This window comes from Parafrankia soli (assembly GCF_001854695.1).
Classification (GTDB): Bacteria; Actinomycetota; Actinomycetes; order Frankiales; family Frankiaceae; genus Parafrankia; species Parafrankia soli.
Genome location: NZ_MAXA01000224.1, coordinates 181,728 through 208,164, shown reverse-complemented (window position 1 = coordinate 208,164; position 26,437 = coordinate 181,728). Strand labels below are relative to the sequence as shown.

The 26,437-nt window shown below is 72.7% G+C and carries 17 protein-coding genes; 10 read left to right on the top strand and 7 right to left on the bottom strand.

Annotation, left to right across the window (positions count from 1 at the left end; all coding sequences use genetic code 11):
- Positions 1 to 6: 6 nt before the first annotated feature.
- The 4 genes from BBK14_RS21355 to BBK14_RS21340 form a co-directional block, all read right to left on the bottom strand.
- Positions 7 to 1,953: a protein kinase family protein gene (locus tag BBK14_RS21355; protein WP_071065003.1), complete on the bottom strand. Its 1,947-nt coding sequence runs from the start codon at positions 1,951 to 1,953 to the stop codon at positions 7 to 9.
- A gap of 629 nt (positions 1,954 to 2,582) precedes the next feature.
- Positions 2,583 to 6,050, bottom strand: coding sequence for a murein biosynthesis integral membrane protein MurJ (gene murJ, locus BBK14_RS40400; protein WP_338045484.1), 3,468 nt, complete (start codon positions 6,048 to 6,050; stop codon positions 2,583 to 2,585).
- Entirely contained in the window at positions 6,047 to 8,794 is a 2,748-nt protein-coding gene (locus BBK14_RS21345) for a DUF6049 family protein (protein WP_071065002.1), read from the bottom strand. Before BBK14_RS21345 ends, murJ begins: the two co-directional genes overlap by 4 nt.
- Positions 8,791 to 9,216 (bottom strand): NUDIX hydrolase, encoded by a 426-nt coding sequence (locus tag BBK14_RS21340; protein ID WP_071065001.1) that lies wholly within the window; start codon positions 9,214 to 9,216, stop codon positions 8,791 to 8,793. Before BBK14_RS21340 ends, BBK14_RS21345 begins: the two co-directional genes overlap by 4 nt.
- Before the next feature lie 252 nt (positions 9,217 to 9,468).
- On the opposite strand from BBK14_RS21340, the gene BBK14_RS21335 reads away from it, so the two are divergent.
- Entirely contained in the window at positions 9,469 to 10,989 is a 1,521-nt protein-coding gene (locus tag BBK14_RS21335; RefSeq protein ID WP_071065000.1) for a CCA tRNA nucleotidyltransferase, read from the top strand.
- Between the two features lie 42 nt (positions 10,990 to 11,031).
- Here the strand turns inward: BBK14_RS21335 and BBK14_RS21330 are convergent, their stop codons facing one another.
- Complete coding sequence (locus BBK14_RS21330; RefSeq protein ID WP_071064999.1) at positions 11,032 to 12,456, bottom strand: MFS transporter; 1,425 nt, start codon at positions 12,454 to 12,456, stop codon at positions 11,032 to 11,034.
- A 287-nt stretch (positions 12,457 to 12,743) separates the two neighbouring features.
- Here BBK14_RS21330 and BBK14_RS21325 point away from each other — a divergent pair, with 287 nt between their 5' ends.
- Positions 12,744 to 14,510 carry a substrate-binding and VWA domain-containing protein gene (locus BBK14_RS21325; protein WP_241831723.1) on the top strand — a complete coding sequence of 589 codons (1,767 nt, stop codon included), beginning with the start codon at positions 12,744 to 12,746 and terminating at the stop codon, positions 14,508 to 14,510.
- 102 nt (positions 14,511 to 14,612) lie between these two features.
- Here BBK14_RS21325 and BBK14_RS21320 read toward each other — a convergent pair whose 3' ends face one another.
- Complete coding sequence (locus BBK14_RS21320) at positions 14,613 to 15,686, bottom strand: inositol-3-phosphate synthase (protein ID WP_020464691.1); 1,074 nt, start codon at positions 15,684 to 15,686, stop codon at positions 14,613 to 14,615.
- A gap of 158 nt (positions 15,687 to 15,844) precedes the next feature.
- Positions 15,845 to 16,534, bottom strand: a complete 690-nt coding sequence (locus BBK14_RS21315) for a PadR family transcriptional regulator (protein WP_071064997.1) — start codon at positions 16,532 to 16,534, stop codon at positions 15,845 to 15,847.
- Positions 16,535 to 16,983: 449 nt separating this feature from the next.
- Between BBK14_RS21315 and BBK14_RS21310 the strand changes: the two genes are divergently transcribed.
- From BBK14_RS21310 to rpsR, 8 genes are all read left to right on the top strand, one after another.
- Positions 16,984 to 17,391 carry a DUF5318 family protein gene (locus tag BBK14_RS21310; protein ID WP_020464689.1) on the top strand — a complete coding sequence of 136 codons (408 nt, stop codon included), beginning with the start codon at positions 16,984 to 16,986 and terminating at the stop codon, positions 17,389 to 17,391.
- A gap of 327 nt (positions 17,392 to 17,718) precedes the next feature.
- Complete coding sequence (locus BBK14_RS21305) at positions 17,719 to 21,468, top strand: transglycosylase domain-containing protein (protein ID WP_071064996.1); 3,750 nt, start codon at positions 17,719 to 17,721, stop codon at positions 21,466 to 21,468.
- An 87-nt stretch (positions 21,469 to 21,555) separates the two neighbouring features.
- On the top strand, positions 21,556 to 23,406 hold the full coding sequence (locus BBK14_RS21300) for a glycosyltransferase family 87 protein (RefSeq protein ID WP_071064995.1): 1,851 nt from the start codon (positions 21,556 to 21,558) through the stop codon (positions 23,404 to 23,406).
- Positions 23,403 to 24,617 (top strand): glycosyltransferase family 39 protein, encoded by a 1,215-nt coding sequence (locus BBK14_RS21295; RefSeq protein WP_071064994.1) that lies wholly within the window; start codon positions 23,403 to 23,405, stop codon positions 24,615 to 24,617. Before BBK14_RS21300 ends, BBK14_RS21295 begins: the two co-directional genes overlap by 4 nt.
- 169 nt (positions 24,618 to 24,786) lie before the next feature.
- A complete protein-coding gene (locus BBK14_RS21290; RefSeq protein WP_071064993.1) occupies positions 24,787 to 25,044 on the top strand; it encodes a hypothetical protein in 258 nt (85 codons plus the stop codon).
- Positions 25,045 to 25,166: 122 nt separating this feature from the next.
- Positions 25,167 to 25,493 (top strand): 30S ribosomal protein S6, encoded by a 327-nt coding sequence (gene rpsF, locus BBK14_RS21285; RefSeq protein WP_020464685.1) that lies wholly within the window; start codon positions 25,167 to 25,169, stop codon positions 25,491 to 25,493.
- Positions 25,494 to 25,556: 63 nt separating this feature from the next.
- On the top strand, positions 25,557 to 26,138 hold the full coding sequence (locus BBK14_RS21280) for a single-stranded DNA-binding protein (protein WP_071065061.1): 582 nt from the start codon (positions 25,557 to 25,559) through the stop codon (positions 26,136 to 26,138).
- Between the two features lie 62 nt (positions 26,139 to 26,200).
- A complete protein-coding gene (gene rpsR, locus BBK14_RS21275; RefSeq protein ID WP_006543269.1) occupies positions 26,201 to 26,437 on the top strand; it encodes a 30S ribosomal protein S18 in 237 nt (78 codons plus the stop codon).

Below are 26,437 nucleotides of genomic sequence, written 5' to 3'. Positions count from 1 at the left end.
GTCCGGTCAGCCCCGGAACTCGATCTCCGCGATCGATCCCTTCAAGGACGGAAGCTCGGTCAACCACAACACCCAGTACCGATGAGTCGGCTGCTCGGACGGCATGCTGATGCGGACCTCGCCCGTCTTGTTCTGCTGCGGCACACCGATGACCGAGTAGCCGTCGATGTTGTCCGAGAGTGAGTCGCCGGCCCGCAGCTCAAAGGTGATCGGACCTTCTCTCCCGACGGTGACGACAATTTCGCTCGGGGTTATCGGCTGGTTGAAGTCGAAGCGCAGTCCCACGCCCTTCTTCAGGCCACCGAGCTGCGGGCTCCGGTATCCATCGGTCGTCCACTGGGTGTCCGAGTTCTCGTCGGTGGCGAGTGAGACGAGGTCCGGCTTCTCCGCCCCGTCACCGCCCGGGGGCGGGTCGAACGAGGTGACCGAACCGAAGGGGATCCGGTTGCCGGAGGGCACCACGGCCATCGAGGAAGGGCCGGTGTCCCCGCCCGGGCTGTCGCCGCCGTCGTCCTTCGGGCGCAGCGCGATCACGGCCACCACGGCGACGAGGGCGACGACCACCAGCAGCGCCACCCACGGCAGGACCCGGCGGACCGTGCCGCCGGCCGGCCCGCGCGCCGCGCCGCCCTGACGGTGCCCCCCGCCGGCCGGCGGGTAACGGTCGTCGTCGTACCGGCGCTGCTCGGGCGCCTCGCGCTGCGACGGGTAGCCGCCCCGGTCGCGGTCGTCGTAGGCGTCCCGGCCGCCGTAGCCGCGCTCGTTGTAGGAGGTCTGGTCGTAGGCGTCGCGGCCCAGGTAGGAGGTCTGGCCGTAGCCGCGGCGGTCGTAGTCGTCGCGGCCGCCGTAGCCGTTGCCGCCGGAGCTGTTCCCGCCGGCGTAGCCCTGCCCCGGGTAGTCGGAGGGGGCGGGGTAGTCGTCCGTGGCCGGGTTGTAGCCGTCGACCGACATCGCCTCGGTGCTCGCGGGGCCGTCGTCACCGAGACTCATCAGGCCGGTGTCGAGGACCTGGTCGACCGGGCTGACCGCCTCGAGCTCCGAGACCAGCTCGGCGGCGGTCGTGATCGGCGCGCCGGCCCGCTCGTCGCCGAGGGTCGCCAGGGTGATCGCGTCGAGGTCGCGCGGGACGGCCGAGTTGATCTGCCGGGGGGTCCGCAGCCGGCCGTCGCTCGTCGGGGCGGCTGGCAGCGCGTGCTCGCCGAGCAGCGGCCAGGTGCCGGTCAGCCCGGCGTACAGCAGCCCGCCGAGGGCCCGGACGTCCGCCAGCTCGGCCGAGGGGGGTGCGTCGTCCTTCTCCGGGTCGGAGCCGATGGTGGGCTCCGCGCCCGTCGCCGCGCCGTCCAGCCCCGCGAGGACGCCGCCGATCTCCAGGTCGACGACCTTCACGGTGCCGTGGCCGGAGACGATCACATCGCCGGGGTTGAGCCCGCCGTGGTGGATGCCGCGGTCGTGCGCGGCGGCGAGGACGCGCGCCGCCGCCAGGACGATGGCCCCGGCCTGTTCGGGGCGCAGTGGCCCGTTGGTGGCGAGCTGGCGCAGGGTGCGCCCCTCCACCCACTCCGAGACGACATAGGAGACACGGGCCGTGCCGGTGGTCGTGGTCGTGGCGTCGTAGGTCGACGCGGCGCCCGGGTGGACCAGCCGCCCGGAGTTGATCGCCGCCTTCAGCAGGGCGCGGGCCGCGTCCTCCCGGACAGCCGGATCGATCTCCGCCGCGGCGTCAGGGTCGACGTGCTCGACGATCCGGACGGCCACCGGCCGGGCGAGCGTGTTGTCGTCACCCCGCCACAGGGTCACCGGGCCGCGGGTGTTCAGCGGCGCCAAGAGGCGGTAGCGGCGGTCGAGAACGGATTCGGCCAGCACGGCCGTGCTGGCCGGGCGCTCGCCCGGCGAGTCGGTGGTCACGTCGTTATCGACGTCCGCGCCCCGCGGTCGGTTGCTTCCGTCGACCACAGCGCCTCCGTCGTCCGCATACCCGCCGGCCGACCCGACGGCGGGTTGCCCCACCTCACCCGGGCAGGGGATCCGCCCAGCGTTCCGCCACTGCGAACGAACATCCCGGACACCCTCCGTCGCATCGGAACGCATCGTGTGACCAACGCGACGAGCTGGGTGCTGCGCCTGGTTCACCGGCGACGTTGGGCGGGGCCCGCGCACAGCGTGTTCAGTGTACGAGTCCGGCCCTGGCATCTCGCGGATGTCTCCGGACAAGCCAGCTTGGCACACCGGGGCGAACCATCCGCCTATGGACACGCCATGGACCCGGCATGCGATCGCGCGGAATCAGTGGTAACGCACCGATCTTCACCCCCAAACCTGATTGACGCCTCCAGAGGATCACTTTCTGTGCGTATCCGGGCTTGAGTGTGACAAAACTTTACCGAATGATTTCCCAGCGTTACTTAACGTTGCGTCGATGTGTTGCCGGTGGCATGGGTGTGGACGGGGTTCCGCTGTCGGCTCCGGGCGCCGTTCGCCGCGCCGGTGGGACCTTGGTGCCATCCCGGCAGGTAATCCGGGCGACGGAATCGAGACCATCGGCCCGCATGGGTGAGGCCGTGTCGGGAGGTGGCCCCGGCCCGTCAGCCGCGCCGGCCCGAGGACCCGCCGCGGCGACCTGGTGGCCCGCCTGGCCGACCGGAGGGCCCGCCGCGACCGCCGCGATCGCCACGCCCACCCGGGGGCCGGCCCCGCCCGCCGTCTTCCCGCCCGCCGTCTTCCCGCCCGCCGTCTCCCCGGCCGCTGTCTCCCCGCCCGCCGTCTCCCCGGCCGCTGTCTCCCCGCCCGCCGTCTCCCCGCCCGCCGTCTCCCCGGCCGCTGTCTCCCCGGCCGGCCGATCGCGGTGGCCGGGCCGAGGACGCCGAGGCCGCGCCAGCGCCAGCGCTGGCACCGGCGGGCTTCGTCCGGCGGCCGACGCCGAGGCGGCCACCGACGATGCGCATCAGGGCCGTCATCTCGTGCATCCCGGTGCGCACGGAGATCACGACGAAGACCAGGCCACCGACGACCAGCGCCAGCACCACCGCGATCCCGGAGCCGAGCCAGCCCTTGCCGAGCAGGTCGCGCAGGCCCTCCGCGATGACGCTGGCGAGGACCGCGCCCACGCCGGCCGTCACGCTCACCCGGGTCGTCACCCGCGCGATGCGGTTGCCGTCGATGCCGCGCAGGCGGCGCCGCAACAGGACCGTCGTCGCGACCAGGCCGATCAGGTAGGCCAGCGAGAAGGCCAGCRCCAGCGCGGCCGCCCGGTGCTTCTCGGCGACCACCTCCGACAGCACGAACGCGGCCAGGATGTTCGTGGCGACCACGCCGATGTTGACCAGAGCGGGCGTGCGGCTGTCCCGGTAGGCGTAGAAGGCCCGCAGCTGCACCTGGAACAGGGAGAACGGCACGAGCGCGATCGCGAAGGCGCTGAGGGTGTCGCCGATCGCCATCGCGTCGTCGTAGTCGACCGCCCCGTGGTTGAAGACCGTCACGGCGATCGGGCGTCCCAGCGCCAGCAGGAACAGCGCTGAGGGGATGATCGCGGTGACCGTCATCCGGGACGCGGTCGAGAGGTCCTCGCGCACCAGGTCCGCCTGCTCGTTGGCGGCGTGGCCGCTCATCCTGGGGAGCAGGGCGGTGATCACCGAGACGCCGATGATCGCGTACGGCAGCTGGAAGATCTGGTAGGCGTAGCTGTAGATCGAGTACGCGGTGGTCGACGTCGAGAGCCTGGAGATCATCAGGAAGCCGACCTGGCTGATCAGGACGTAGAGCAGCGTCCAGCCGGCCAGCCGGGACGCCGTGCGCAGCCCGGGGTGGCGCAGGTCGAGCCGTGGCCGGTACCGGAACCCCACGGCGCGCACCGAGGGCAGCAGCGCGATGGTCATCACGACCACGCCGAGCGTCGTGCCGCCCGCGAGCACGATCGTCTGGGCGTCGGTGATGCCGCCCAGGGTCGGTGGGCGCGGCCCGGGCAGGAAGATGAACACCACGCAGGTGGCGATCACCACCAGGTTGTTCAGCACCGGCGCGAACATGGGCGCGGCGAAGGACTGGCGGGTGTTGAGGATCGCCCCGAGCGTCGCGCCGACGCCGTAGAAGAGGATCTGCGGCATGAACCAGCGCAGCAGGTCCGCGCCCAGCGCGCGCTGCGCCGGCCCGGTGTTCAGGTAGAGGCCGATGATCTGGGGCGCGGCGAACATCCCCACCAGTACCGCCGCGCCCAGACCGAGCGCCATCAGCGTGATCAGGGACGAGGCGAAGCTGTCGCCCCCGTCCGGGTCCTCCTTGGACGCCTGCACCAGCACCGGCACGATGACGCTGGTCAGGATCCCGCCGAGCAGCAGGTCGTAGAGGATGTTCGGGGTCGTGTTGGCGACGGTGTAGGCCTGGCCGACGGCCCCGGTGCCGATCGCCGCGGCGATCGCGACCGTGCGCAGGAAGCCCGAGGCCCGCGAGGCGATGGTGCCGATCGCCATTGTCCCGCTGGCGCGGCCGAGCCCGCCCCGCTTCGCCGTGGCGGCGCCCCGCGCGGCGCCTGTGCCCTGCTTGCCCGCAGCCTGCTTGCCCGCGGCCTGTTTGCCTGTGGCGGGTCTGCCTGTGCCCTGTTTGCCCGCGGCCGGCCTGCGTCCGGCTGGCCGGGCCCCCTCGGCCGCGGGGCGCCGGGTGGACGCCGGTGGCGGCGTCACGGGCGGCGCGAGCCGGCTGGTGCGATCGTCGGCGGCCATCTCGTCGAGCGGCTCGACCGGCGGCCGGGTCCGGCGCGCCGAACCGGCGCCGGCCCTCGGCGCCGCGCCGGGGGCCGGCGTGCGGGAACGCGACGACCACATCGCCGGCCCGCCCTCGGACGGCGGCGGCACCGCGGGCGCGCTCGGCAGCCGGCGGGTCTGCTCACCTGCCGGCGGACGTCCGCCCGCGGGACGCCTGCCGATCTCCGCGCCGCCCTCCTGGTAAGACTGGGGCGACATGCCCGCGTTCGGATCGGCGCGGCGCGGCCCGGTCGGGTGCGGCGCGGCGTCATAGGGATCGTCGGGATCGGAGCGCCGCCGGCCGGGCACCGGCGGCGGGGTGTCCGGGTAGGCGGAGCCGGTGGGTACCCGGGCCGTGGCATGTGACCCGTCCGCGTACCAGACCGGTGGCTCGCCGCCGTGGTCCGGACGCTCCTCGTAGGTCGGCGGCTGCCCGGGCGTTCCGTGCCGCGAGTCGTCGTACCGAGGTTCGCCGTATCGCGGTTCGCCGTGGCGGGAGTCGTCGTACCGAGCCTCGTCGCGCCCGTCGTACCGACGATCCCCGTACGGAGGTTCGTCGTGCCGAGGTCCGTCGTACTGAGGTCCGTCGTACTGAGGTCCGTCGTACTGAGGTTGGTCGTACGGCGGATCGTCGTACCGGGCGCGGGACCGGTCGTGCCGGGGGCCGCCGTCCCGCGGGTCCCACTCGTGGCGAGCAGGCTCGTACGGTGGCGGCCCGGGGGGCCGGTCCGGCGGCGGTTCCTGATCGCCCCACGGCGCCGGCGGGTCCTGAGCGGGCCGGTTCACGTTCGGACGGTAGCGGGCCGGGTGCTCATCGGCATGAGGAAACGGCGAACCCGGCCGATGCGGCTCACCGGCGTCCGCGTACCGGTCGTCCGGGTACGGGCTGTCCCGGTACGGGCGGTCGTCGTACCCGCCGTCCCCGTATCGGCTCTCCGGGTTCGCCGGGTGCCCACCGCCGTCGTACCGCCCGTCCGGCCGCGTGCCGCCCTCGTACCGCTCCTCTGGACGTCTGCCGTCGTGCCGGTCCTCCGGGTACCCGCCGGGGTAGCCGTTGTCGTAGCCGCCGTCCCGGCGCTGGTCGTGGACGTAGCTGTCGTCCGGGTAGCTTCCGCCCGCGTACCGGCCCCCGTCCTGGCCGCCCGCGTAGCCGCCGTCGGCGTACCGCTCGTCGGGATACCGCCTGTCCGGGTACCGGTCGTCTGGGTACCGGTCGTCTGGGTACCGGTCGTCCGGGTACCGGGGAGTGCCCTGACCGTCCCGGGTGCCGTGGTGGTCGTCGTCAGGCGGCCATCGCGACTCGTCCGGCGGGGTCACCGGCCGTCCCGTCGCCGCGGCTGGGACGCGGATCCGGCCGGGGCCGCGGGACGCCCGGACCACGGCTCGGCCGTCCTGTCGCCGGGGCCACCGGTGGACGGGCCGTACGGCGAGCCGGTGGGCTCCCGGTACGCGGCGGGCGCGGGCAGTCCGTCGAAGTAGGGATCGTGCCCGAGACCGGCCGGCGCGGGATCGTCGACGGGCCGCTCCGGCCAGCCGGGGCCGGCGGTCCCGGGGGGATCGAACGGCCCGGCGCCCGTGCCGGGGTGGTCGGGATCGCCGGCGCCCGAGGCCCCGTTCGCCCCGGCCGGGCCGAGGAGACCGGCACCGGCCGGCGGGCCGGAGCCGTCGGGCGGCGCCGCGGCCGCCGCCGATCCGCCGCCGGAGCGCGCGCGGAGCTTGCGTAGCAGGCGGATCAGCACGGCCAGCATCAGCACGCCGATCGCGCCGATCGTGATCGCCGTGGCGATGGCCCCGTAGACCGTCGAGCGCACCAGCACCCGGGCGGCGGCGTCCGGGCCCAGGGCCTGCCCGTCGACGGTCTCGAGCCGGATGTCCACCGGGAAGGTGCCGGCGCTCTCCGCGTCCACCTCGATCTCGAACTGGTCCTTCTGGAGCGGTTCGAGCACCCTGGTGACCTCGGTGGCCGACACGAGCCGCCCCCGGTCGGTGGACGAGAGCTTCAGGACCACCGTGACATTCCAGTCGGCACCGTTCTCCAGCGTCACCGGGACGCGCCCGCGGCTGCTGGTGAGGTTCACGATCCGGGACGCGACGACCCGGATCTTCGACCGGTAGTCACCGACCTGCCCGTCCGCCTGCTGGGCCAGGGAGAACCCACCGAGGCGGTCGGTTCGCCACCACGCCGACAGTGCCGCGATCAGCGTGTTGCTCATCGGGTCGATCCTGTTTATCCGGCAGTCCAGCCAGAGCAGCTCGGTCATGGTGGTCGGCGGGCAGAAGGCGGCGCTCAGGACGGCCACCTCGCCGCGGATCTGCCCGACCCCTTTGACGTAGTCGACCGGGAGCTCCCGGCTCTGCGCGTCGGCGTTGTAGGTCAGGCCGGCGCGCTGCCTGGTGGCGTCGGGGGACGGCTCCTCGATGCCGACCGGCCTCGAATAGGCACTGTCGAGGTCACGGAGGATCACGTTGAGCCAGCCGGAGGGAGGTGCGAAGTCGCGCGGGAGGGCCAGCACCGCGGCCCGCTCGCTCGACTGCTCGGCAGTGATCATCGCCAGCTCGGCACGGAACCGGGCGAGGGCCTGCTCCGGGAGCTCCCGGCCGTCGTAGCCGGCGACCGCCTCGGCCAGCCGGTGGTCCGCCGCCAGCACGCGCACCTGGCCGCTGGACGTCGGCAGGGTGACCGCCGCGGACGGGGTGTACCGGACGGACTGCGCCGCGGGCAGCAGCCGGTCGTCGACGATCACCGTGCCGGCGCCGTTGGCGCTGAGCACGTCGACGGTGCGCGGGTCGGCGATGCCCCCGGCGGGGTAGGCGATCGTGCCGCTCCTCGGGGTCTCGAGGCCCAGCAGCCCGGCGATGACGACCTGGCCGGTGTTCACCGAGTACTGCAGCGCGTCGAGCTGGTCGGCGCGGACGAGGGCCGGCAGGTCGGCGTCCCCGTAGGGCAGGGCGATGACCTTGCCGCCCCGCCGCGCGAAATCCTTGATCCGGTCGAGGAAGACGCCCGCGTCGATGTCCGCGGGGGCGTCCCTTTCCCCGCCGGGTGAGGCGTACTTGTACGGCTTCTCCATGCGCCCCAGCGCCTGCACCAGCGTGGGGTCGACCGCGAGCGTGACCTGGGGCGGCGGTGCTCCGGGAAGGGCGGACTCGAACGGGTCTAGCAGCGCGTCGAGCCGGCCGCCGTCCCGGATCTCGTCCGCCAGGGTGTTGTCGGTGAGCAGGCCGTCCGAGCGCAGCCGGGGCTTGCTGGAGATGGGCAGGACGGTGACGACCGCCGTCCGCGTCGCCGCCTGCGGGGGCGAGACGACCATGAACGTCGTCGTCGACGCCACCGTGGCCCGGGCCCGCCCGCTGATCCGGCCGACGACGCTGATCCGCACCGGCCGCACGCTCATGGCCGACGAGCGGAACATCGGGGTGACGTCCGCCTGTGCCGCGAACTGGCCGGGGGTCGTCGCGGTGGGGCTGATGGTCAGTGGCCCGCTGTCGAGCAGTGAGTAACGGATCTGGGGGGGCGGGCCGCCGCTGGTCAGCTGGGCGAGCTCGCCCCGGGACCGCAGCGGGCCGCCCACCTCGAGGACGACACCGAGGTCGGTCGGCAGCACCGTCCCGCCCACGTCGACCGTGCCGGTCACCCGGAGCTGGGGGACGGCGGCGCTCGGGGTGACGAAGCTGGTGAGGCGGACCTCGATGGGAAGGCCCGTGGTCCCGTTCGTGGTCCCACCGGTGCTTGGTGTGGTCTGTTGAGCGCCCGAAGTGCCGCTTGTGTCGGGGTTCGTCCGGGTTATCGGCTGGATGGTCGCCGCGCTGTCCGGCGAGATTCCCACAGATGAGGCCGATCCTGTGGACAACTCTGTGGACAGTCCTGTGGAAACTGTGGATGAAGCCTGTGGATTGTGCGAATCGAACGTGGTGCTCGTGCTCGTGGTGACGGGCGCTCGTGCGCCGTCGGGTGGAGCCGCCGCCAGGCCCACCTCGGCCCCGGGCCAGACCAACGCGACGGTCCCGAGCAGCGCCGCGGCCGCCAGCCGGTGCCGGCGGAACGGGTTACGGCCGGTCACGAGGCGTCGGCGAGGATCGTCGGCACCCCGTCGAGCAGCCGTCGTTCGTCGGCGTACGCGAGCCGTCGCACCACCTCGGACAGTGGGACCCACGCGACCTCCGCGACCTCGATGTCGTCGTCGGAGAGGTCGCCCGACGTCCGTAGCAGGAGGAAGTGGTGGACGGTCTTGTGCACGCGCGCCTCGCCGGCGACGAACCAGAAGTCGATCGTGCCCAGCGGGCCCAGAACCGCTCCGGTCACACCGGTCTCCTCGGCGACCTCTCGGACGGCGGCCTCCTCCGTGGTCTCATCGCGCTCGACATGACCCTTCGGCAGCGACCACAACAGCCGGCCACGCTTGTCCCTGCGGGCGATCAGCGCCGCGTTCGCGGCGGCCGACGCGGTGTCGAGCACGAGGCCCCCGGCCGAGGTCTCCTCCACCCTGCGCAACGGCCTGCGGCCGGGCGTCCTGGGCGGGGAGGGCATGGACTGATCGTACGAGCACCAGCCGAAACAGCCCCGTTGTGTGTCCCGCTCGTCCGGGAAAATCGCAGCAGAGGCCCGAGTGGGTACTTTCGTCCGTCGTGCGGGGGACCATACGACGATGGTCCCGCGTCGAGGGTGGCCGGACGCCTGCCAGATAGGCACGGCCACCAGCAACGGTCCGCGCGCCCGTAATCTGAACAGGTGGCTGTGATCAGTCTTGACAATCCCCGGGACTCGGCGGAGCAGGTGGTGAGCAACCTGCTCCGCGTGCCCGCGCCCGCCGACGAGCTTGGTCGGATCTTCGCCGACCACGGGCATACCCTCCATCTGGTCGGCGGCTCCGTCCGCGACGCGCTGCTAGGCCGGGCGGGTGACCCGAGCGACACGAGCGCGACCGGTGGCACGGGCGGGGGCGCGCCGGACCTCGACTTCACCACGGACGCCCGCCCCGAGCGCGTCCTGGAGATCACCCGGGGCTGGGCCGAGGCGACCTGGGACGCGGGCATCGCGTTCGGCACCGTCGGCCTGGCCCGCCGCGGGGTGCGCTTCGAGGTCACGACCTACCGCAGCGAGTCGTACGACCGGACGTCCCGCAACCCCGCCGTCACCTATGGTGAAGGCCTGCAGGAGGATCTCGTCCGCCGCGACTTCACCGTGAACGCGATGGCGGTCTCCGTCCCCGGGCACGACTTCGTCGACCTCTTCGGCGGGATGGCCGACCTGGCCCGCGGCGTGCTGCGCACCCCCGGCCCCCCGGAGGCGTCCTTCGACGACGACCCGCTGCGCATCCTGCGGGCCGCCCGGTTCGAGGCGGCCCTGGGCCTGACCCCGGTTCCCGAGCTGGTCGCGGCCATGCGCTCCCGGGCGTCCCGCATCTCGATCGTCTCCCCGGAGCGGGTGCGCGACGAGCTGCGCAAGCTGATCGCGAGCCGCGACCCGGTCGCCGGCCTGGAGCGGCTCGTCGAGGTCGGCGTCGCCGACCTGGTGCTCCCCGAGCTGGGCGCCATGCGGATGGAGATCGACGAGCACCACCAGCACAAGGACGTCTACGCGCACACGATGACCGTGCTGCGCCAGGCGATGGCGCTGGAGGACGACGGCCCCGACGAGATCCTGCGCTGGGCCGCGCTGCTGCACGACATCGGCAAGCCGCGCACCCGCCGGCACATCGCCGGCGGTGGGGTTTCCTTCCACCACCACGAGGTCGTGGGGCGGGACATGACACGCCGCCGCCTGGTGGCCCTGCGGTTCCCGAAGGACGTCGTCGACGCCATCTCCTCGCTGGTCTACCTGCATCTGCGCTTCCACGGGTACGGGTCCGGCGAGTGGACGGACGCCGCCGTCCGTCGCTACGTCCACGACGCCGGGACGCAGCTCTCCCGGCTGCACAAGCTCGTCCGCTCGGACTGCACGACCCGCAACCGGCGCAAGGCGGAGAACCTGGCCCGCGCCTACCGGTCGCTCGAGGAGCGGATCGCCGACCTCGCCGCCCACGAGGAGATCGCGGCGATCCGGCCGGAGCTGTCCGGTGACGACATCATGGCCCTGCTGGGCCTGCCGCCGTCGCGGCTGGTCGGGCAGGCCCGGGCGTACATGCTCGACGTCCGCTTCGAGCGCGGTCTCCTGGGCCGCGAGGCCGCCGAGGCCGAGCTGTTCCGCTGGGCCCGGGAGAACGACATCGTCATCCCCGGCGAAACTCCCACCCCGGACGAGGCCCCCGACGCCTGACGCCAGCCCGGGGTTCGTACCAGCCCGGGGCTCGCTTCGGCGTCACCGGGCCGGGCCCGGCCCGGTGGCTGAGACCGGGCCCGCAGGTCGGCTTGGGCCCGAGGTCGGCCCCGGGCTCGGGCCCAAGGTCGGGCCGGGGGCGTCGGAGGAGGCGGGTGTGTCGGCGCGGGATTCGCCGACGCCGCGGATCACCCGGTCCTCGGGGTGGCGCATGGCGGCCCGGTAGTAGAGGAGGCCCGCCAGGCTGTAGCCGATGCCTGCGGCGATGATGGTCGGTGAGGACCTCCCGTCCTCCGGAACCACCACCGCGGCGACCGCGGCCGCGGCCACGAAGGCCACGTTGAACAGCAGGTCGTAGAGGGAGAACGCCCGCCCCCGGTAGGCGTCGTGGGTCTCCTCCTGCACGATCGTGTCGACGCAGATCTTGCTCGCCTGCGCGGAGAAACCGAGGAGCAACCCGGCGGCGACGTACAGCGGGGAGAGGTACGGCAGCCCCAGGACCACCTCGACGACTCCGCCCGCGCCGAGGACGATCGCGATCCAGGTGGCCTTCGGCATCCGCCGGGTCACCCGGGGGGTGACGACGGCGGCGAGGATCGTCCCCGCGCCGCTCGCCGCGACCACCGCCGCGAGCCCGGCCAGCCCCCCGCCGGGCCCGGTGAAGTGGTTGCGGTACAGCAGTACCGTCATGACGAGCACCAGCCCGTAGGCGGCGCGGGACGTCGTCAGCGCGGCGAGCGCGCGCCGGGCGGGGCCGTGGTTCCACAGGTAGCGGACGCCGTCCACCATGTCGGCGACAACGTGCCGGGCCTGCGACCAGGCACCCTGCCAGGGCATCGTCTCGACCGGGCCGAAGGCGAGGCGGGCGGGGCGTGCCGCGGTGACGGCGGCGACGATGTAGGCGAGGGCCGCCAGGCCCGCCACCAGCGCGACGGCCCGGTCATCGCCGTCGGTGAGGCCGCGCAGCCCGCTGCCGACACCGGCCCCGACCAGGGTGGCGACAGTTCCGGAGGTGACCGACAGGGCGTTGGCCGTCACGAGCCGGTCGACGTTGACGACCATCGGGAGGCCTGCGGACAGCGCTGCCAGGACGAACCTGTTCACGCTCACCGAGGCCAGCGCCGTCGCGTAGAAGTCGGCGCCGGTACGCCCGCCGAGGATCAGGCCGACGAGCACGATCATCAGCAGCGTGCGGACCACAGAGGAGACAACGAGTACCCGCTGGCGGGAGACCCGGTCCAGCACGATGCCGGCGAACGGCCCGATGACGCTGAACGGCAGCACGACCACGGCGAGAGACGCGGCCAGTGCCCCGGCGGACGTCGCGCGCTCCGGGGAGAACAGCACATAGCTGACGAGGCTCRCCTGGAACACGCCGTCGGCGGCCTGTGACGTCAGGCGGCACGCGTAGAGCTGCCGGAACGCGCGACCGCCGAGCAGCGCGCGCAGGTTGCCGGTCCAGGCCACGACGGCCAGCCTACGGAGCCGGCGGACGCCCCGGGTCGCCGGGCGGCATGACGGATCACTCTGCGAGCACAGCGGACGGCGACGATCCCTATGGCCGGACGGCACGCGAACAGCGATGTGACGTCGAATCAATGCAGAGACTTCGGTTGTCCCATCCGGCGCAGACCTCGACACGTTTGGTTACGGTCGCGGTCCAGACTTCGGTTGTTCCGGGAGGTCCCGGTCTGATGCCTGGTGCCCGCCACCGCCACCGCCGTTCGGGCCCCTCGTTACGGGGGGTCGCGGCGGTGGCTGCGGTACCCCTCATGGTCGGTGCCCTGACCTGCGGATGGCTCGTCCTGCGCGGAGGGGCCGGCCCCGTTCGCTGCGATCGCACGATCACCCTCGGGGTCACCACCTCGCCGAGCCTGGCCACGGCGTTGAGCGCGGCCGCCGCGGCCTACGGCAGCGGGAAGCCGACGGTGTCCGGGTACTGCGTGTCCGTCCGGGTGGACACGGCGGGCGGCGGCCAGGTCGCCTCCTACATGAGAGGCGGCTGGACGGACCCGACGGCCGGTCCGATCCCGGACGTCTGGGTGCCGGACTCCACGGACTGGCTCACGCTGGCGCGGACCACCGAGCCGGCCAACCGGCTGCTGGTGGACACCGGCACCGTTATCGCCACCTCACCGGTCGTCATCGCGATGCCCCGCCCGATGGCCGAGGTGTTCGGCTGGCCGCGCCGCGAGCTCTCCTGGGCCGACCTGCGCAAGCTCGGTGGCGACGAGGGCTACTGGGGGTCACGGGGACGGCCGGCCTGGGGCGGTTTCACCGTCGGGCTGCCCGACCCCCGGGTGTCGACTGCCGGGATGACCGCGCTGGCCGACGCCGTGGCCGCCGCGCTGAAGACCCCGGTCGAGCGGCTCACCGAGGACATGTTCACCGACGGCCTCGAGGCCAAGGGTGCCCTCCTGGATCTGGAGCGCTCGTCGGCGCTGGTAGCCGCCTCCGACACCGACCTGCTCACGGCCGTCCGCGCGGCGGACCTCGAGGACCCCACGGCGACCAGGCTCACCGCGTTCCCGCTTCAGGAGAGTCTCGTATACCAGTACAACCGCCGGGTGGGCATCGGCGCCGCGCTGCCGGACGGCCGCGGACCGGAGCTGGCCGCCTTCTACCCGCGGGACGGCACCGAGCTCGACGAGATCCGGTACACCGTGCTGAGCCGGGCGTCGGACGACCCGGTGAAGGCCGAGGTGGCGCGGGACTTCCTGCGGACGCTGACGTCCGGGCCGGGGCGGGTCGCCCTGCTCGGGAACGGCCTGCGCCCCCCGGACGGCATCGCCGACTCGTTCACCGCCCGGACGGGGCTCACCCCGCGGCCGCGGATGACGCCCGAACGCACCCTGGACGCGACGGTGCTGACCGCGCTCCAGGGGAGCTTCGCAGGCGTCCATCAGCGCGGGAACACCCTCGCCGTGCTGGACACCTCGGGCTCCATGAACGAGGAGGTGCCGGGCAGTGCGGGCCGTAGCCGGCTGTCGGTGGCGCTCGACGCGGCGAAGTCCGCCATCCCGCTGTTCGCCGAAGACAGCAATCTCGGGCTGTGGCAGTTCTCCACCCGGCTGCGCGGCGACCAGGACTGGGAGGAGCTCGTGCCGCTCGGGCCGATGGGCGAGCGGCTGGGCGCCGGCACGCGCTCGCAGGTGGTGATGGACGCGGTGAACCGGATCGAGCCGCGCGGCGACACCGGGCTCTACGACACGGCCCTCGCCGCGTTCCGCTACATGAACCAGCACTACGTGCCGGGCCGGCCCAACCAGGTCGTGCTGCTGACCGACGGGAAGAACTCCGATCCCGGCAGCATCGCGCTCGACGAGCTGGTGCGGATCCTGCGCCGGGAGTACTCGCCCCAGCGGCCCGTCCAGGTGATCACGATCGGCTACGGCGCCGACACGGATCTCGCCGCGCTGTCGCGGATCTCGGCCGCGACCGGAGCCGAGACGTATCCCGCGCTGGACCCGAACACCATCTTCGAGGTCCTCGTCGACGCGCTGACCGAGGTTCCCGGCTGACCCGCGCATGCCCGTAGCCCGGTCGTCCCCCTCCGGACGACCGGGCTACCTGGCAGATCGTGGGTGCCGCTGGTGGTGCTGGTGCCGCTGGTGGTGCGGAGGTCAGCCCTCGTCGCGGATGAACGCCTCGACCTTGTCGCGGGCCTCGTTGTCGCGGTACTGCTCCGGCGGCGACTTCATGAAGTACGACGACGCGGAGAGGATCGGCCCGCCGACGCCGCGGTCCAGCGCGATCTTCGCGCAGCGGACGGCGTCGATGACCACACCGGCGCTGTTGGGGGAGTCCCAGACCTCGAGCTTGTACTCCAGGTTCAGCGGGACGTCACCGAACGCGCGGCCCTCGAGCCGGACGTAGGCCCACTTGCGGTCGTCGAGCCAGGCGACGTAGTCGGACGGGCCGATGTGCACGTTGTCCTTGCCCAGGTCGTGGGAGACCTGGGAGGTGACGGCCTGGGTCTTGGAGATCTTCTTCGACTCCAGCCGATCCCGCTCGAGCATGTTCTTGAAGTCCATGTTGCCGCCGACGTTGAGCTGCATCGTGCGGTCGAGGACGACGCCGCGGTCCTCGAACAGCTTCGCCATGACCCGGTGGGTGATGGTGGCGCCGACCTGCGACTTGATGTCGTCGCCGACGATCGGCACGCCCGCCGCGCGGAACTTCTCGGCCCACTCGGGGACACCGGCGATGAAGACCGGCAGGCAGTTGATGAACCCGACGCCCGCGTCGATGGCGCACTGGGCGTAGAACTTCGCGGCGTCCTCGGACCCGACCGGCAGGTAGCAGACGAGCACGTCGGCGCGGGTCTCACGCAGCGTGGCGACGACGTCGACCGGGGTCTCGTCCGACTCGTCGATCGTCTCGCGGTAGTAGCGGCCGAGGCCGTCGAGGGTGTGCCCGCGGGCCACGGTCACGCCCAGCGGCGGGACGTCCGCGATCTTGATGGTGTTGTTCTCGCTGGCCACGATGGCCTCGGAGAGGTCACGGCCCACCTTCTTCGCGTCCACGTCGAACGCCGCGACGAAGGTCAGGTCGGAGACATGGTAGTCACCGAGCGTGACGTGCATCAGGCCTGGGACCTGGGCCGCGGGGTCGGCGTCGCGGTAGTACTCGACCCCTTGGACGAGAGATGCGGCGCAGTTGCCCACGCCCACGATGGCGACACGTACCGAACCCATGACGGATGCGCTCCTTAAGCTGGTGGGGGATGCTGGTGTTTCCCGCGAGGAGCGGGATCGGCCGGTGCTGACCGGGACACCGGCTTGGTGCCGACGCCACGCGGTACCGCCGCCGGGTGGGCGTGTGCCGCCCCGCCGCCGGTCCGCCCGGTCGCCTGCTAGCTGTCGGGGGACGGAACGGCGCCGCCGGAGCCCTCGTCACCGTGCTCCGGGCCGCCCACCGCCTCGTCCCGTCCCGCGTCAGCTGTGGACGAACCTGTGGACAACTCTGTGGATGATGTGGACAACACCTCGCGCGTCGAGACCCCGCGTGTCGAGCCGGGCGCCTGTGCCCGTTCGGTCTCGATCAGCTCGCTGAGCCACCTGACCTCGCGCTCGACCGACTCGAGGCCGTGTTTTTGCAGCTCGAGGGTGTAGGAGTCCAGCCGCTTCTGAGTGCGGGACAACGCCGAGCGCACCTTCTCCCCACGCTCCTCGAGCCGGCCGCGCCGCCCCTCGAGGATCCGCAGCCGCACCGCCGCGTCGGTCTTGGAGAAGAAGGCGAAGCGGACGCCGAACATCTCGTCCTCCCAGGAGGACGGCCCACCTTCGCCCAGCAGTTCCGCGAGCTTTTCCTTGCCCTCGCCAGTGAGGGTGTAGACGACCCGGCTGCGGCCACCGAGGCGGCCGGCCGCGCCGACGTCGTCCGCCGTCACGTACCCCGAGGCCTGCAGGCGGCGCAGGCACGGGTACAGCGACCCGTAGCTGAAGCGGTGGAAGGAGCCGAGAACGGCGGAGAGCCGCTTGCGCAGCTCATAGCCGTGCATCGGGCTCTCCGACAGGAGCGCGAGCACCGCCAGCTCCAACATGCGCGCTCTCCTCTCGCACCGGGCCGCCGCCCGCCGCCGGACGGCCGGGTGTATCGGCGGACTGTATCGCTTGGTTCTCTCGCCCCGACATATCGAGGCGATACATCGAGGATAGACGCGCCGGTACTACTACGGCAACTAGGGATGGCCGACCGGCGACCGGTTGATGACGGACGGGCGTGGACAACCGCGCGCGGACAGCCGGGCCGGCGCGTGCGGACGAGGTACCGGGGCGGTGATCCGGGGTGCCTACACGTCGCTTCGACGGGCCGGACCGGTCGGCGGGACGCGCTGGCGTGGCCGTCGAACCGGCGGGCGGAACGGGTTGGCAGGAGCCGGGAACCGTCCACTGGTGCACCGGCTTTCACCAGTACGAACGGCCCAATCGGCTTGTCACCTTCTGTCGGTACCGTCTGCCCGGGACGCGGCGTCGGCGTACCGTGGATGCCATGCGTCCACGGTCGGTCATCGACTACGCGCTCGCCCGCCGGGCGACGCTGGGCGACCTGTTCGCGGGGCGGATCTCCTCGCTGGACGTGTGCGATGCGCACCCTTATCTGATCCGTGCGGCGAAGTACCACGGAGAGCCCACGAAGAAGCGGTGCCCGGTCTGTCGCGGGGCCGATCCGCTGATCAACGTCACCTATACCTACGGTGACGAGCTCGGCCCGAGCTCCGGCCGGGTCCGGGCCACCAAGGAGCTTCCCGGGCTGGCCTCCCGGTACAGCGAGCTGAATGTGTACGTCGTCGAGGTGTGCCCGCCCTGCGGCTGGAACCACCTGATCACGTCCTATGTGATCGGTACCGGCGAGCCGCCGGCGAAGAAGCAGCCGCGCCGCCGCGCCGCCGACACCTAGGCCCGGTCGGGGCGGTCCGGCGGCGTTCGGTGAGGGGTACGGKTAACCCGGCCGAATACCCGGTGTGRGCGGCGAGTCCTCCTCGGCCTTTCTGTCCGCGCCCTGTTGGCACAGCGCCGGGCCGTGGTGTGCCGAGAGTGCGCGCCATCCCCACTTCAGTGCCCTGCCGCAAGGGCCCCGATCTGGCGTGAGATTCTGGTCTGCCATGTGGGCTTCCACGTGGGTGCGGCCGCCTTCGGCGTGCTGTACCGGAATCTGGGGGCGCTGGCCGGACTATGGCATCGGCACGGTGACCGGGGGGATTCACGGCAACGGACGGGGTAGTGGGTGAGTACTCCCTATGACCAGGGCGCGCGGACGGTAGGACCTCGTGCCGGCGACGGGCGGGTTCCGCCCGGCCGCGCCGTGCCCGGTCCGGGCGGCGGGAGGCCGGCCCCAGATGGCCGGCCGGCCGGAGCGGGTTCGCCCGGTGGGCCGCTCGCCGGCAGTGGCGCGGCCGGTGGGAGCACCGCCCCCGACCAGGACGCCGGCGGCTGGACCCCGGACCGCGGCGCCGCCGCGCGCCGCCGCGCGGCCACGACCCGCTCCGACGCGGACGGTGCGTCCGGTACGACCGGCCGTCGGGCGGCTGATCGGGGCGCCGGGCGTCCGCCGGGCCCGCGAGGTGCTTCCGGCGGTACGAGCGGTACCAGCGGTATGGGTGGTACCGGCGGCGCTGATCGGTCCGGGCCCGCCGAGACGGGGCGGTCCGCCGCGGGCGGCCCGGCCACCGGGCGAACCGGGGCCGGCCGGGCAGCCGGCGTCTCCGACCGCACCGGTTCGGGCCGGGGCGCACCCGAGCGCGGCGCCCCGGATCGCGGTGTCCCGGACCGTGGTCTCTCCGATCGTGGTTCCGCGGGGCGCGAGGTCTCGGGCCGTGGCGGCTCCGATCGCGGTGCCGCCAGCCGTGGTGTCTCCGATCGTGGTGCCGCCAGCCGTGGTGTCTCCGATCGTGGTGGCTCGGGCCGTCCCGGCGCCGGGCCCGTGGAGCCGGGCCGCACCGGATCCGACCGCCTTCCCGCCACCCGCGGTGACTCGGCCCGCATTGACGCTGCCCGCGGTGAGGCGACCCGCGGGGACTCCACCCGCGGCGCCACCCGCGGTGATTCAGCCGGCGGTGGCTTCCCACGGGGCGATGCCCGGGGCGATGCCCGGGGCGAGCTCGCTCGCGGCGACTCCGGCCGCGGTGCCCCGGGCCAGCGCGAACCCGGGCGTGGCGAGCCTCGGCCCGGTGGCCCGGAGGGCCGTGGCCGGGCCGCGGCCCCGGACGCAGACCCGGCGGCCACCCGGACCCAGCGGCGGGCGGGCGGGCGCCCGCCCCGTCCCGTGGCGGGCCGGGCGGCCGCTGACCGGGCCGCGGCCCGGTCAGCGGCCGGAGTCGGCGCCGCCGAGGCGACCGGCCGGGACGGCCGGCTGACCGGCGCCACCACCCGGCTGCGGGCGTACCGCCCGGGCGGCGGGCGCGGGGCCGGGCCGGAGGAGCCCGCCGGCCGCACGAACGCCCTGTACGACACGGTCGACCAGGCTGCGCTGCGCCGCGTCGACGTACGCGAGCGCACCGCCGACGCGACCGTCTACCACAAGGTGGCGCCCGGCGACGGGCTCGACTCCTTCGGTGACGGGGACCGCACGGGCCTGCTCGACCGCACCGGCGGCGCGTCGCGCTCGGCCGGTACCCGGCTGGACGCGCTGGAGGGCGGCCGGCCCGGTGCAGGCCGCACCGGTGCAGGCCGCCGGCCGGGTGGGCCGACCCGGCCAAGTGACCGGGAGCGGGGCAGGCGGCCCGGCGCGGGCGAGACCTCCGCAGCGCATGCGACCGGCGGTCGCGCGGGCGGCCGGGGCCGCGTCCGGCCGAACGCGGGCAAGCGTGGCCCCAGATGGTGGCGGAACCGGCCGCGATGGCTGCGCCGCCTGGTGCTCATCGGGATGACGTCCGGCGCGTTTCTGTTCGTCGCGGGCATCGCGGTGATCTACGCGGCGACCCGGGTGCCGCTGCCCGACGAGGTGAAGACCGACCAGACGTCGATCATCTCGTGGGCCGGCGCGGACGGAAAGCCCGGCGGCGAGCTCGCCCGAATCGGCGACGTGAACCGCACGGACGTCCCACTCTCGCAGGTGTCGAAGGACGTCCAGCACGCCGTGCTGGCCGCCGAGAACGAGAACTTCTACAACGAGCCGGGCATCTCCCCGCGCGGTATCGCGCGGGCGCTGTGGGTGAACCTCAGCGGTGGTGAGATCGCCCAGGGTGGATCGACCATCACCCAGCAGTACGCGAAGAACGCCTATCTCACCCAGGAACGCACGTTCACCCGGAAGATGCGGGAGATCGTGCTCGCCATCAAGCTCGACCAGAAGTACTCCAAGGACCAGATCCTGGAGTTCTACCTGAACACGATCTATTTCGGGCGCCAGTCGTACGGCATCGAGGCGGCGGCGAAGACCTACTTCGGCAAGCCGGCCGCGGAGCTGACGGCGGGTGAGGGCGCGGTCATCGGGGGGCTCATCAGATCCCCGAACTATCTGGACCCGTTGGAGCATCCGGGGCCGGCCGAGGCCCGCTGGAAGGACGTCGTGGCAACGATGGTCGCCAAGGGCTGGGCGCCGGCGTCGCTGGCGACCGAGAAGCCGCCGACGGTGCTGCCCTGGAACCAGAACACCAACAACTCCTCGGACCAGGTCCAGTACATCAAGCTCCAGGTCAAGAAGGAGCTGAACGCCGCCGGCATCACCGAGGACCAGATCAACCGCGGTGGGCTGCGTATCACCACGACCCTCGACCTGAACCGGCAGACCGCTGCCTTCCAGGCGGTGACCAGCCAGATCTCGCAGGCGTACGCGGCCGTACCCGACCTGCGCACGGGGCTGGTGGCGATAAAACCGGGAACCGGTGAGGTGCTCGCCTGGTACGGGGGCTCCCTGTACGGCAAGGGCACGAACGGCCAGGAGCAGTACCTGGACAACGTCTCTGGTGCGGCGGTGCCACCCGGGTCGACGTTCAAGACGATCACCCTGGTAGCCGCGCTGGAGAACAACATCAGTCTCCGGTCGACGTACGAGGCTCCGTCGCAGATCACCCTGGAAGGCGGCTACGTGGTCAACAACGACGAGAGCGAACCCGGCCACCTGGGCTGGCCCGACCTCGTCGAGGCGACCGCGGAGTCGATCAACACCGTGTACGTTCCGCTGGGCAACGAGATCGGCGTCAACAAGATCATCCAGACGGCCCGCGACATGGGCGTTGACGCCGATCTCGACGACGTCGCCGGTGTCACCCTCGGCCAGGACAGCGTGACCGCGCTCGACATGGTCGAGGTCTACGGCACGCTGGCCAGCGGTGGCTACCGGGCCACCCCGCACATCGTCGCCAAGGTCGAGGACAACTCGGGCCGCATCATCATGGACGGCGCGACCATCAACGGGAAGCCAGTTGTCGACAAGGAGCCGACCGTTCCGCCGTCCGTGGCGCGGGACGCGACCTTCGCGCTGGAGAGTGTGATCGACCACGGCACCGGCAAGAGCGCCCGGCTCGCGAACAACCGGCCGGCGGCGGGGAAGACGGGCACCACCGACGACTTCCGGTCCGCCTGGTTCTGCGGGTACACGCCGGAGATCTCCTCCTGCGTGAACATGTTCCGCGGCAAGGGTGAGGTGGCCGACCAGCTCCGGGGCATCCCGGGCGCCGAGCGGGGTGTGTACGGAGGCGCCTTCCCGGCACAGATCTGGAAGGCGTTCATGGACGCGGCGCTGCAGGGCATCGCGCCGAAGCCGTTCGACCCGCCCGCCTACGGCGGGATCGTCACCCAGCGCAGCCCCGCGCCGGCGCCGACCCCGTCCGACCTGCCCACGCAGCCGCCGGTCGCGGGGACCGACGACTGGGACATCTTCGGCGACGACCAGAACGACAACGGCCAGAACGGCGGCGGGCAGGCCGGCCAGACGGGTCAGACTGGTCAGACGGGGCAGCAGCCACGTCCGAGACAGACCCGTCCACCCACCGGCGGCGGCGGCGGGATCGTGGTCAATCCGTTCAACAACTGAGCGAGCCGAGAACTGAGCAGCGCCGCGGGTGCCCCTGGCACCCGCGGCGCTGTGTCGTCGGGAGGCCTCGTCACCGCGTGTACCAGAATGGCCGGCATGGCCACGACACCGGCGTCGCCCAACCGGACCAGCCCGGCGCGCACCGACCCGGTGGTCGCGGGCGCGAGTGAGCTCATCGGGGGCCCACCCGGGCGGCACGCCCTGCTCGGCGCGAGCCGGAGCTGGTGGACGCCGCTGCGCGTGCTGATGCTCCTGGTGACGCTGACCTGTGTGCTCGGCTACGCGCAGAAGTCCGGCTGCCGCGACACCCGCAACTGGACGGACGAGTACCAGTACACCCGGATGTGCTACTCCGACGTGGTGGCCCTCTACAGCCAGGAGGGCCTGGTCGACGGCAAGCTCCCCTACCTGGACTACCCGACCGAGTACCCGCCGGTGATCGGCGGCGCGATGCAGCTGGTCTCCTCACTCGCCGGCCTCGGCTCGGCCCCGGCCGCGGTGTTCCGCACCGACGAGGCGGGCGCCCAGGTCTTCGACCACTACTCGATGGACTCCCGCTCGGCGCTGTTCTACGACCTCACCGCGCTGCTGTTCCTGGTGGCGGCCTGCGTGGCGGTCTTCTGCACGGCGCTGACCATGGCGCCGTCCCGGATCTGGGACGCGGCGCTGCTGGCCCTGGCGCCGACGCTCGCGCTGCACCTGCTGACCAACTGGGATGTCCTCGCCGTGGCCTTCGCGGCCGGTGGGCTGCTGGCCTGGTCGCGGCGTGCCCCACGGCTGGCCGGCATCCTGTTCGGGCTGGGCGTGGTCACCAAGCTCTACCCGGCGCTGTTCCTGCTGGGGCTCGCGGTGCTCTGCCTGCGGACCGGCCGGATGCGGGAATGGGCACGCACCGCCGTCTACGCGGTGGGCGCCGCGGTCGCCGTGATGCTGCCCGTCTGGCTCACCGCCGGCTACTTCGACGGCACGACGAAGGTCAGCGACGGCATCTGGTCCACCTTCTGGGGCGGCGGCGACTGGGTCGCGCTGCTCGACGGCAAGCAGGCCGGCGGGCACAACGGCCTGCAACGCTTCTTCGAGCTCAACTCCGAGYGCGGCGCCGACTGGGACTCCCTCGCCTTCGCGACGACCTGGCTGGCCGGCAAGTACGACACCGGCTGGTTCGCGCCCCTGCACCTGGTCGTCCTCGCCATCGGGCTGACCGCCGCCGGCGCGGCCGCCGCGCTGGCGGTGCGGCGCTGGCCGTGGCTGCGCGCGCAGGTCATCGGCACCGCCGTCGCGTGCTGGCTGGTCCTGGCCGTGGCCACGCCGCTGGTCCTCGGTGCCGTGCGCGACCACGGCATCCCGGTCGGGACGCTGAACGTCCTGACCGCGGTCGGCCTCGTCCTGGCCGTGGTGGGCATCCTGGCGCTCGCCCTGCTGGCGCCGCGCCGACCACGGGTGCCCCAGGTGGTGCTCCTCCTGGTGATCGCCTTCCTGGTGACCAACAAGGTCTTCTCGCCGCAGTACACGATCTGGCTGCTGCCGCTGATGGCCCTGGCCCGGCCGCACTGGCGGCTGTTCCTGGTCTGGCAGGCCTGCGAGATCTGGGTGCTGTTCACCCGGTTCATGCACTTCATCTACAACGACACCTCCGGCGCCGACGGGATCGACCGGGGCTGGTTCGTCGGCGCCGTGGTGCTCCGTGACCTGATGCTCTGTGTGATCGCGGCCTTCGTGGTGCGCGAGATCCTCCGCCCCGAGCTGGACGTCGTCCGCGACGGCGGCATGGACGACCCGGCCGGCGGGATCCTCGACGGCGCCCCCGACGTGCGCGGCGGGCGCCTGGGCCTGCGGCTGCCGTCCCGGCCCTGGGGCCGCGCGGTGCCCGTCTCGGCACCGGAGGCGTCAACCGCATCCCACTCCCCGCGGCCCGTCGACAGGCGGGAGCAGGGATGACGGCGGACGCTCCGGCCGAGTCGCACGCCGGGCGTCCCGTCGAGTCGGCCGGACACGCCGCTCCCGGTGGCAGCGATCCGGTGCGGCGGGTCTGGACCCGGCTGCCTGACGCCGTGCAGGCCTCGCTCCCGGTGTGGTTCGCCAGCCGGGTGGCGGTGATGATCGCGTCGTTGGCGGGGGCACGCGCCCTCTCGGACGGCCCGGCCGGCGACGCGCCCGGCCTCACCACACTCTGGGACCGCTGGGACGTCGGCCTGTTCACCAAGGTGGCCCGCTACGGCTACCTCTCGCCGTCCTACGCCGACCGGACGGAGGTCGACTTCCCAGGGCTGCCGCTGGCCATCCGCCTCGTCCACGTGGTCGTCCCGGACTGGATCGCCGCCGGACTGGTGGTCTCGTTCCTCGCCGGCACGCTCGCCGCCGCCGCGTTGTGGCGGCTGGCCGCCGACGAGGTCGGGCGGGAGGACGCGCGGTTCGCGGTCGTCGCGCTCGTCTGTTTTCCGTACGCGGTCTTCCTGTTCGCCGCGTACTCCGAAGGTGTCTTCCTGGGCTTCGCGGTGGCCTCCTGGCTCGCCGCGCGGCGTGACCGGTGGCTGCTCGCCGGCCTGCTGGGCGCCGGCGCCGCCTCGGCGCGGGTGACCGGTATCCCGTTCTGCGCCGCCCTGGTCGTGCAGTACGTGCTCGTGCGCCGCGCCGCGGGCCGCCCGCTCTTCGCCCCGCCGGCGCTGGCGCTCGCCCTGCCACCGCTGCCGATCATCGGGTACGTCCTCTACCTGCGCGCCCGGACCGGGCGGTGGGACACCTACACCGAGGCGATGCGCGCCGGCTGGAACCGCGGCGTCGACTGGCCGTGGCGGGGGTGGTCGCGGACGTGGGAGTCCGCGTTCGACGGGAGCGGGGCCTCGACGTTCGTCTGGTTCTGGCGCGGGGAGCTGCTCGCCGTCGTGATCGGCGTGCTGCTGACGGGCGTGCTGCTGTGGAGCAGGCGTTGGGGCGAGGCGACCTTCGTCGGCCTGATGACCGTCCTGATGAGCTTCTCGAACTACTACGCCTCGGGGATCCGCGGGATCCTGGTCGCCTTCCCGCTGTACCTGCTGCTGGCGCGGGTGGCCGCGCGCCGGCCGTGGGTCCGCGGCGCCTACGTCTGGCTCTGCGCACCGATCATGGTGGTCTTCGTCGTGGCCTTCACCCAGGGGAAATGGGTCGACTGACCTCGGGCGACCGCTCGCCGGGCGACCCCCTGCCGGGCGCCCATCCGACCACTCACCGCGAGCCGCCGGGACCGGCCGGCGACCCGCCGCGGCCCATCGGACGGCGGCGACACGACCATCGGGATCGGATGTCGGTCCGGGCGACCGGCGGATGCGCGAGGATAGGACGGTGGCGGCAGACGACGTACGGGTGGACGGGCCGGGGCCCTCGTCGCGGCAGCCGCCGGGCGTGACGGCGTCCGCCGCCGTGGCGGGCCTGCTGGCACTGGTGTTCCTGGTCCTCGCCCTCGTCGTGCCCGATCCGTCCCGGCACGCCCACGGGCTGCTGGTGGTCGTCGACCTGGTGGCTGTGGCCGGGGTCGGTGCGGTGTGGATCCGGGTGGTCCGCCTGGTCGGCCTCTCCGTGGACCGTCGCCGGGTCGAGTAATCTCGTCCAGACACACCGTGTGCCGACGTTTCAGCTCGCCCGTGGGGCGAACATCCGGCACCCGGTCCCTCCTGCCACGGATGATCCGTGGCCGCTAGAGTCCACAGGAGGTGGGTTCAGCCTTGCCACGCCACTATGAACTGATGGTGATCCTCGATTCCGAGCTCGAGGAGCGCACGGTCGCACCCTCGCTCGACCAGTACCTCAACGTCGTCCGTCAGGGCGGCGGAGTGGTCGAGAAGGTCGACGTGTGGGGCCGCCGGCGGCTCTCCTACGAGATCGCCAAGAGCTTCGAGGGCATCTACGCCGTCATCGACCTGCACACGGAGCCGGCCGTCGTCGCCGAACTGGACCGCCAGCTCGTCCTCAACGAGTCCGTGATCCGTACCAAGGTGATCCGGCTGCCCGAGCCCAAGGCGCCACGGCCGAACCGCCGGGCGGCGGCGTGACGTGCTCCGCCCGGCCGGCGCTGCGCGCGCTGACGCGGGCCCCTCGACCGGAGGAGCGTGATCATGGCCGGTGAGACGGTGATCACGGTCGTCGGCAATCTGACGAACGACCCCGAACTGCGTTTCACGCCGAACGGCGCCGCGGTCGCGAGCTTCACKGTCGCGTCCACCCCGCGCACGCTCGACCGCGGAACGAACGAGTGGAAGGACGGCGAGGCCCTCTTCCTGCGCTGTTCCATCTGGCGGCAGGCTGCCGAGCACGTCGCCGAGTCCCTCACCAAGGGTGCGCGCGTCATCATTCAGGGGCGTCTCAAGCAGCGCTCCTTCGAGACCCGCGAGGGTGAGAAGCGGACGGTGATTGAACTGGACGTCGACGAGATCGGTCCTTCGCTGCGTTACGCGACCACGAAGGTCACCAAAGCGGCCCGCGGTGGCGGCTTCGGTGGTGCCCAGGGTGGCGGCGGCTTCGGCGGCGGCCAGGGTGGCCCCGGCGGCCCGAGCGGGCCTGGTGGCCCCGGTGGCCAGCCCGGCGGCGGCTACAACGGCGGATCCCCACAAGGCGGTGGCTCCGGCTATGCCGGCGGCGCCGTCGACGACCCGTGGTCACAGCCCGCGGGTGGTTACTCCGACGAGCCGCCGTTCTGAGCGGCCGGGTGTCATCTTCGCGCGACCGGAACTCGGGCGCAAAACGAGGTAGGAGCTCATCCATGGCCAAGGCGGCCGTGCGCAAGCCCAAGAAGAAGGTTTGCGTCTTCTGCAAGGACAAGGTCCACTACATCGACTACAAGGACACTTCCCTGCTCCGGAAGTTCATCTCCGACCGGGGGAAGATCCGCGCCCGCCGGGTGACCGGCAACTGCAGCCAGCACCAGCGTGACGTCGCGACCGCGGTGAAGAACAGCCGCGAGATGGCGCTGCTGCCGTACACCTCGACGGCCCGCTGA

Bases quoted from the DNA above. Each gene is read 5' to 3' on its own strand.
- BBK14_RS21320 (WP_020464691.1), bottom strand. From the start codon at position 15,686: ATGGGTTCGGTACGTGTCGCCATCGTGGGCGTGGGCAACTGCGCCGCA.
- BBK14_RS21315 (WP_071064997.1), bottom strand. From the start codon at position 16,534: ATGTTGGAGCTGGCGGTGCTCGCGCTCCTGTCGGAGAGCCCGATGCAC.
- BBK14_RS21310 (WP_020464689.1), top strand. From the start codon at position 16,984: ATGCGTCCACGGTCGGTCATCGACTACGCGCTCGCCCGCCGGGCGACG.
- BBK14_RS21295 (WP_071064994.1), top strand. From the start codon at position 23,403: ATGACGGCGGACGCTCCGGCCGAGTCGCACGCCGGGCGTCCCGTCGAG.
- rpsR (WP_006543269.1), top strand. From the start codon at position 26,201: ATGGCCAAGGCGGCCGTGCGCAAGCCCAAGAAGAAGGTTTGCGTCTTC.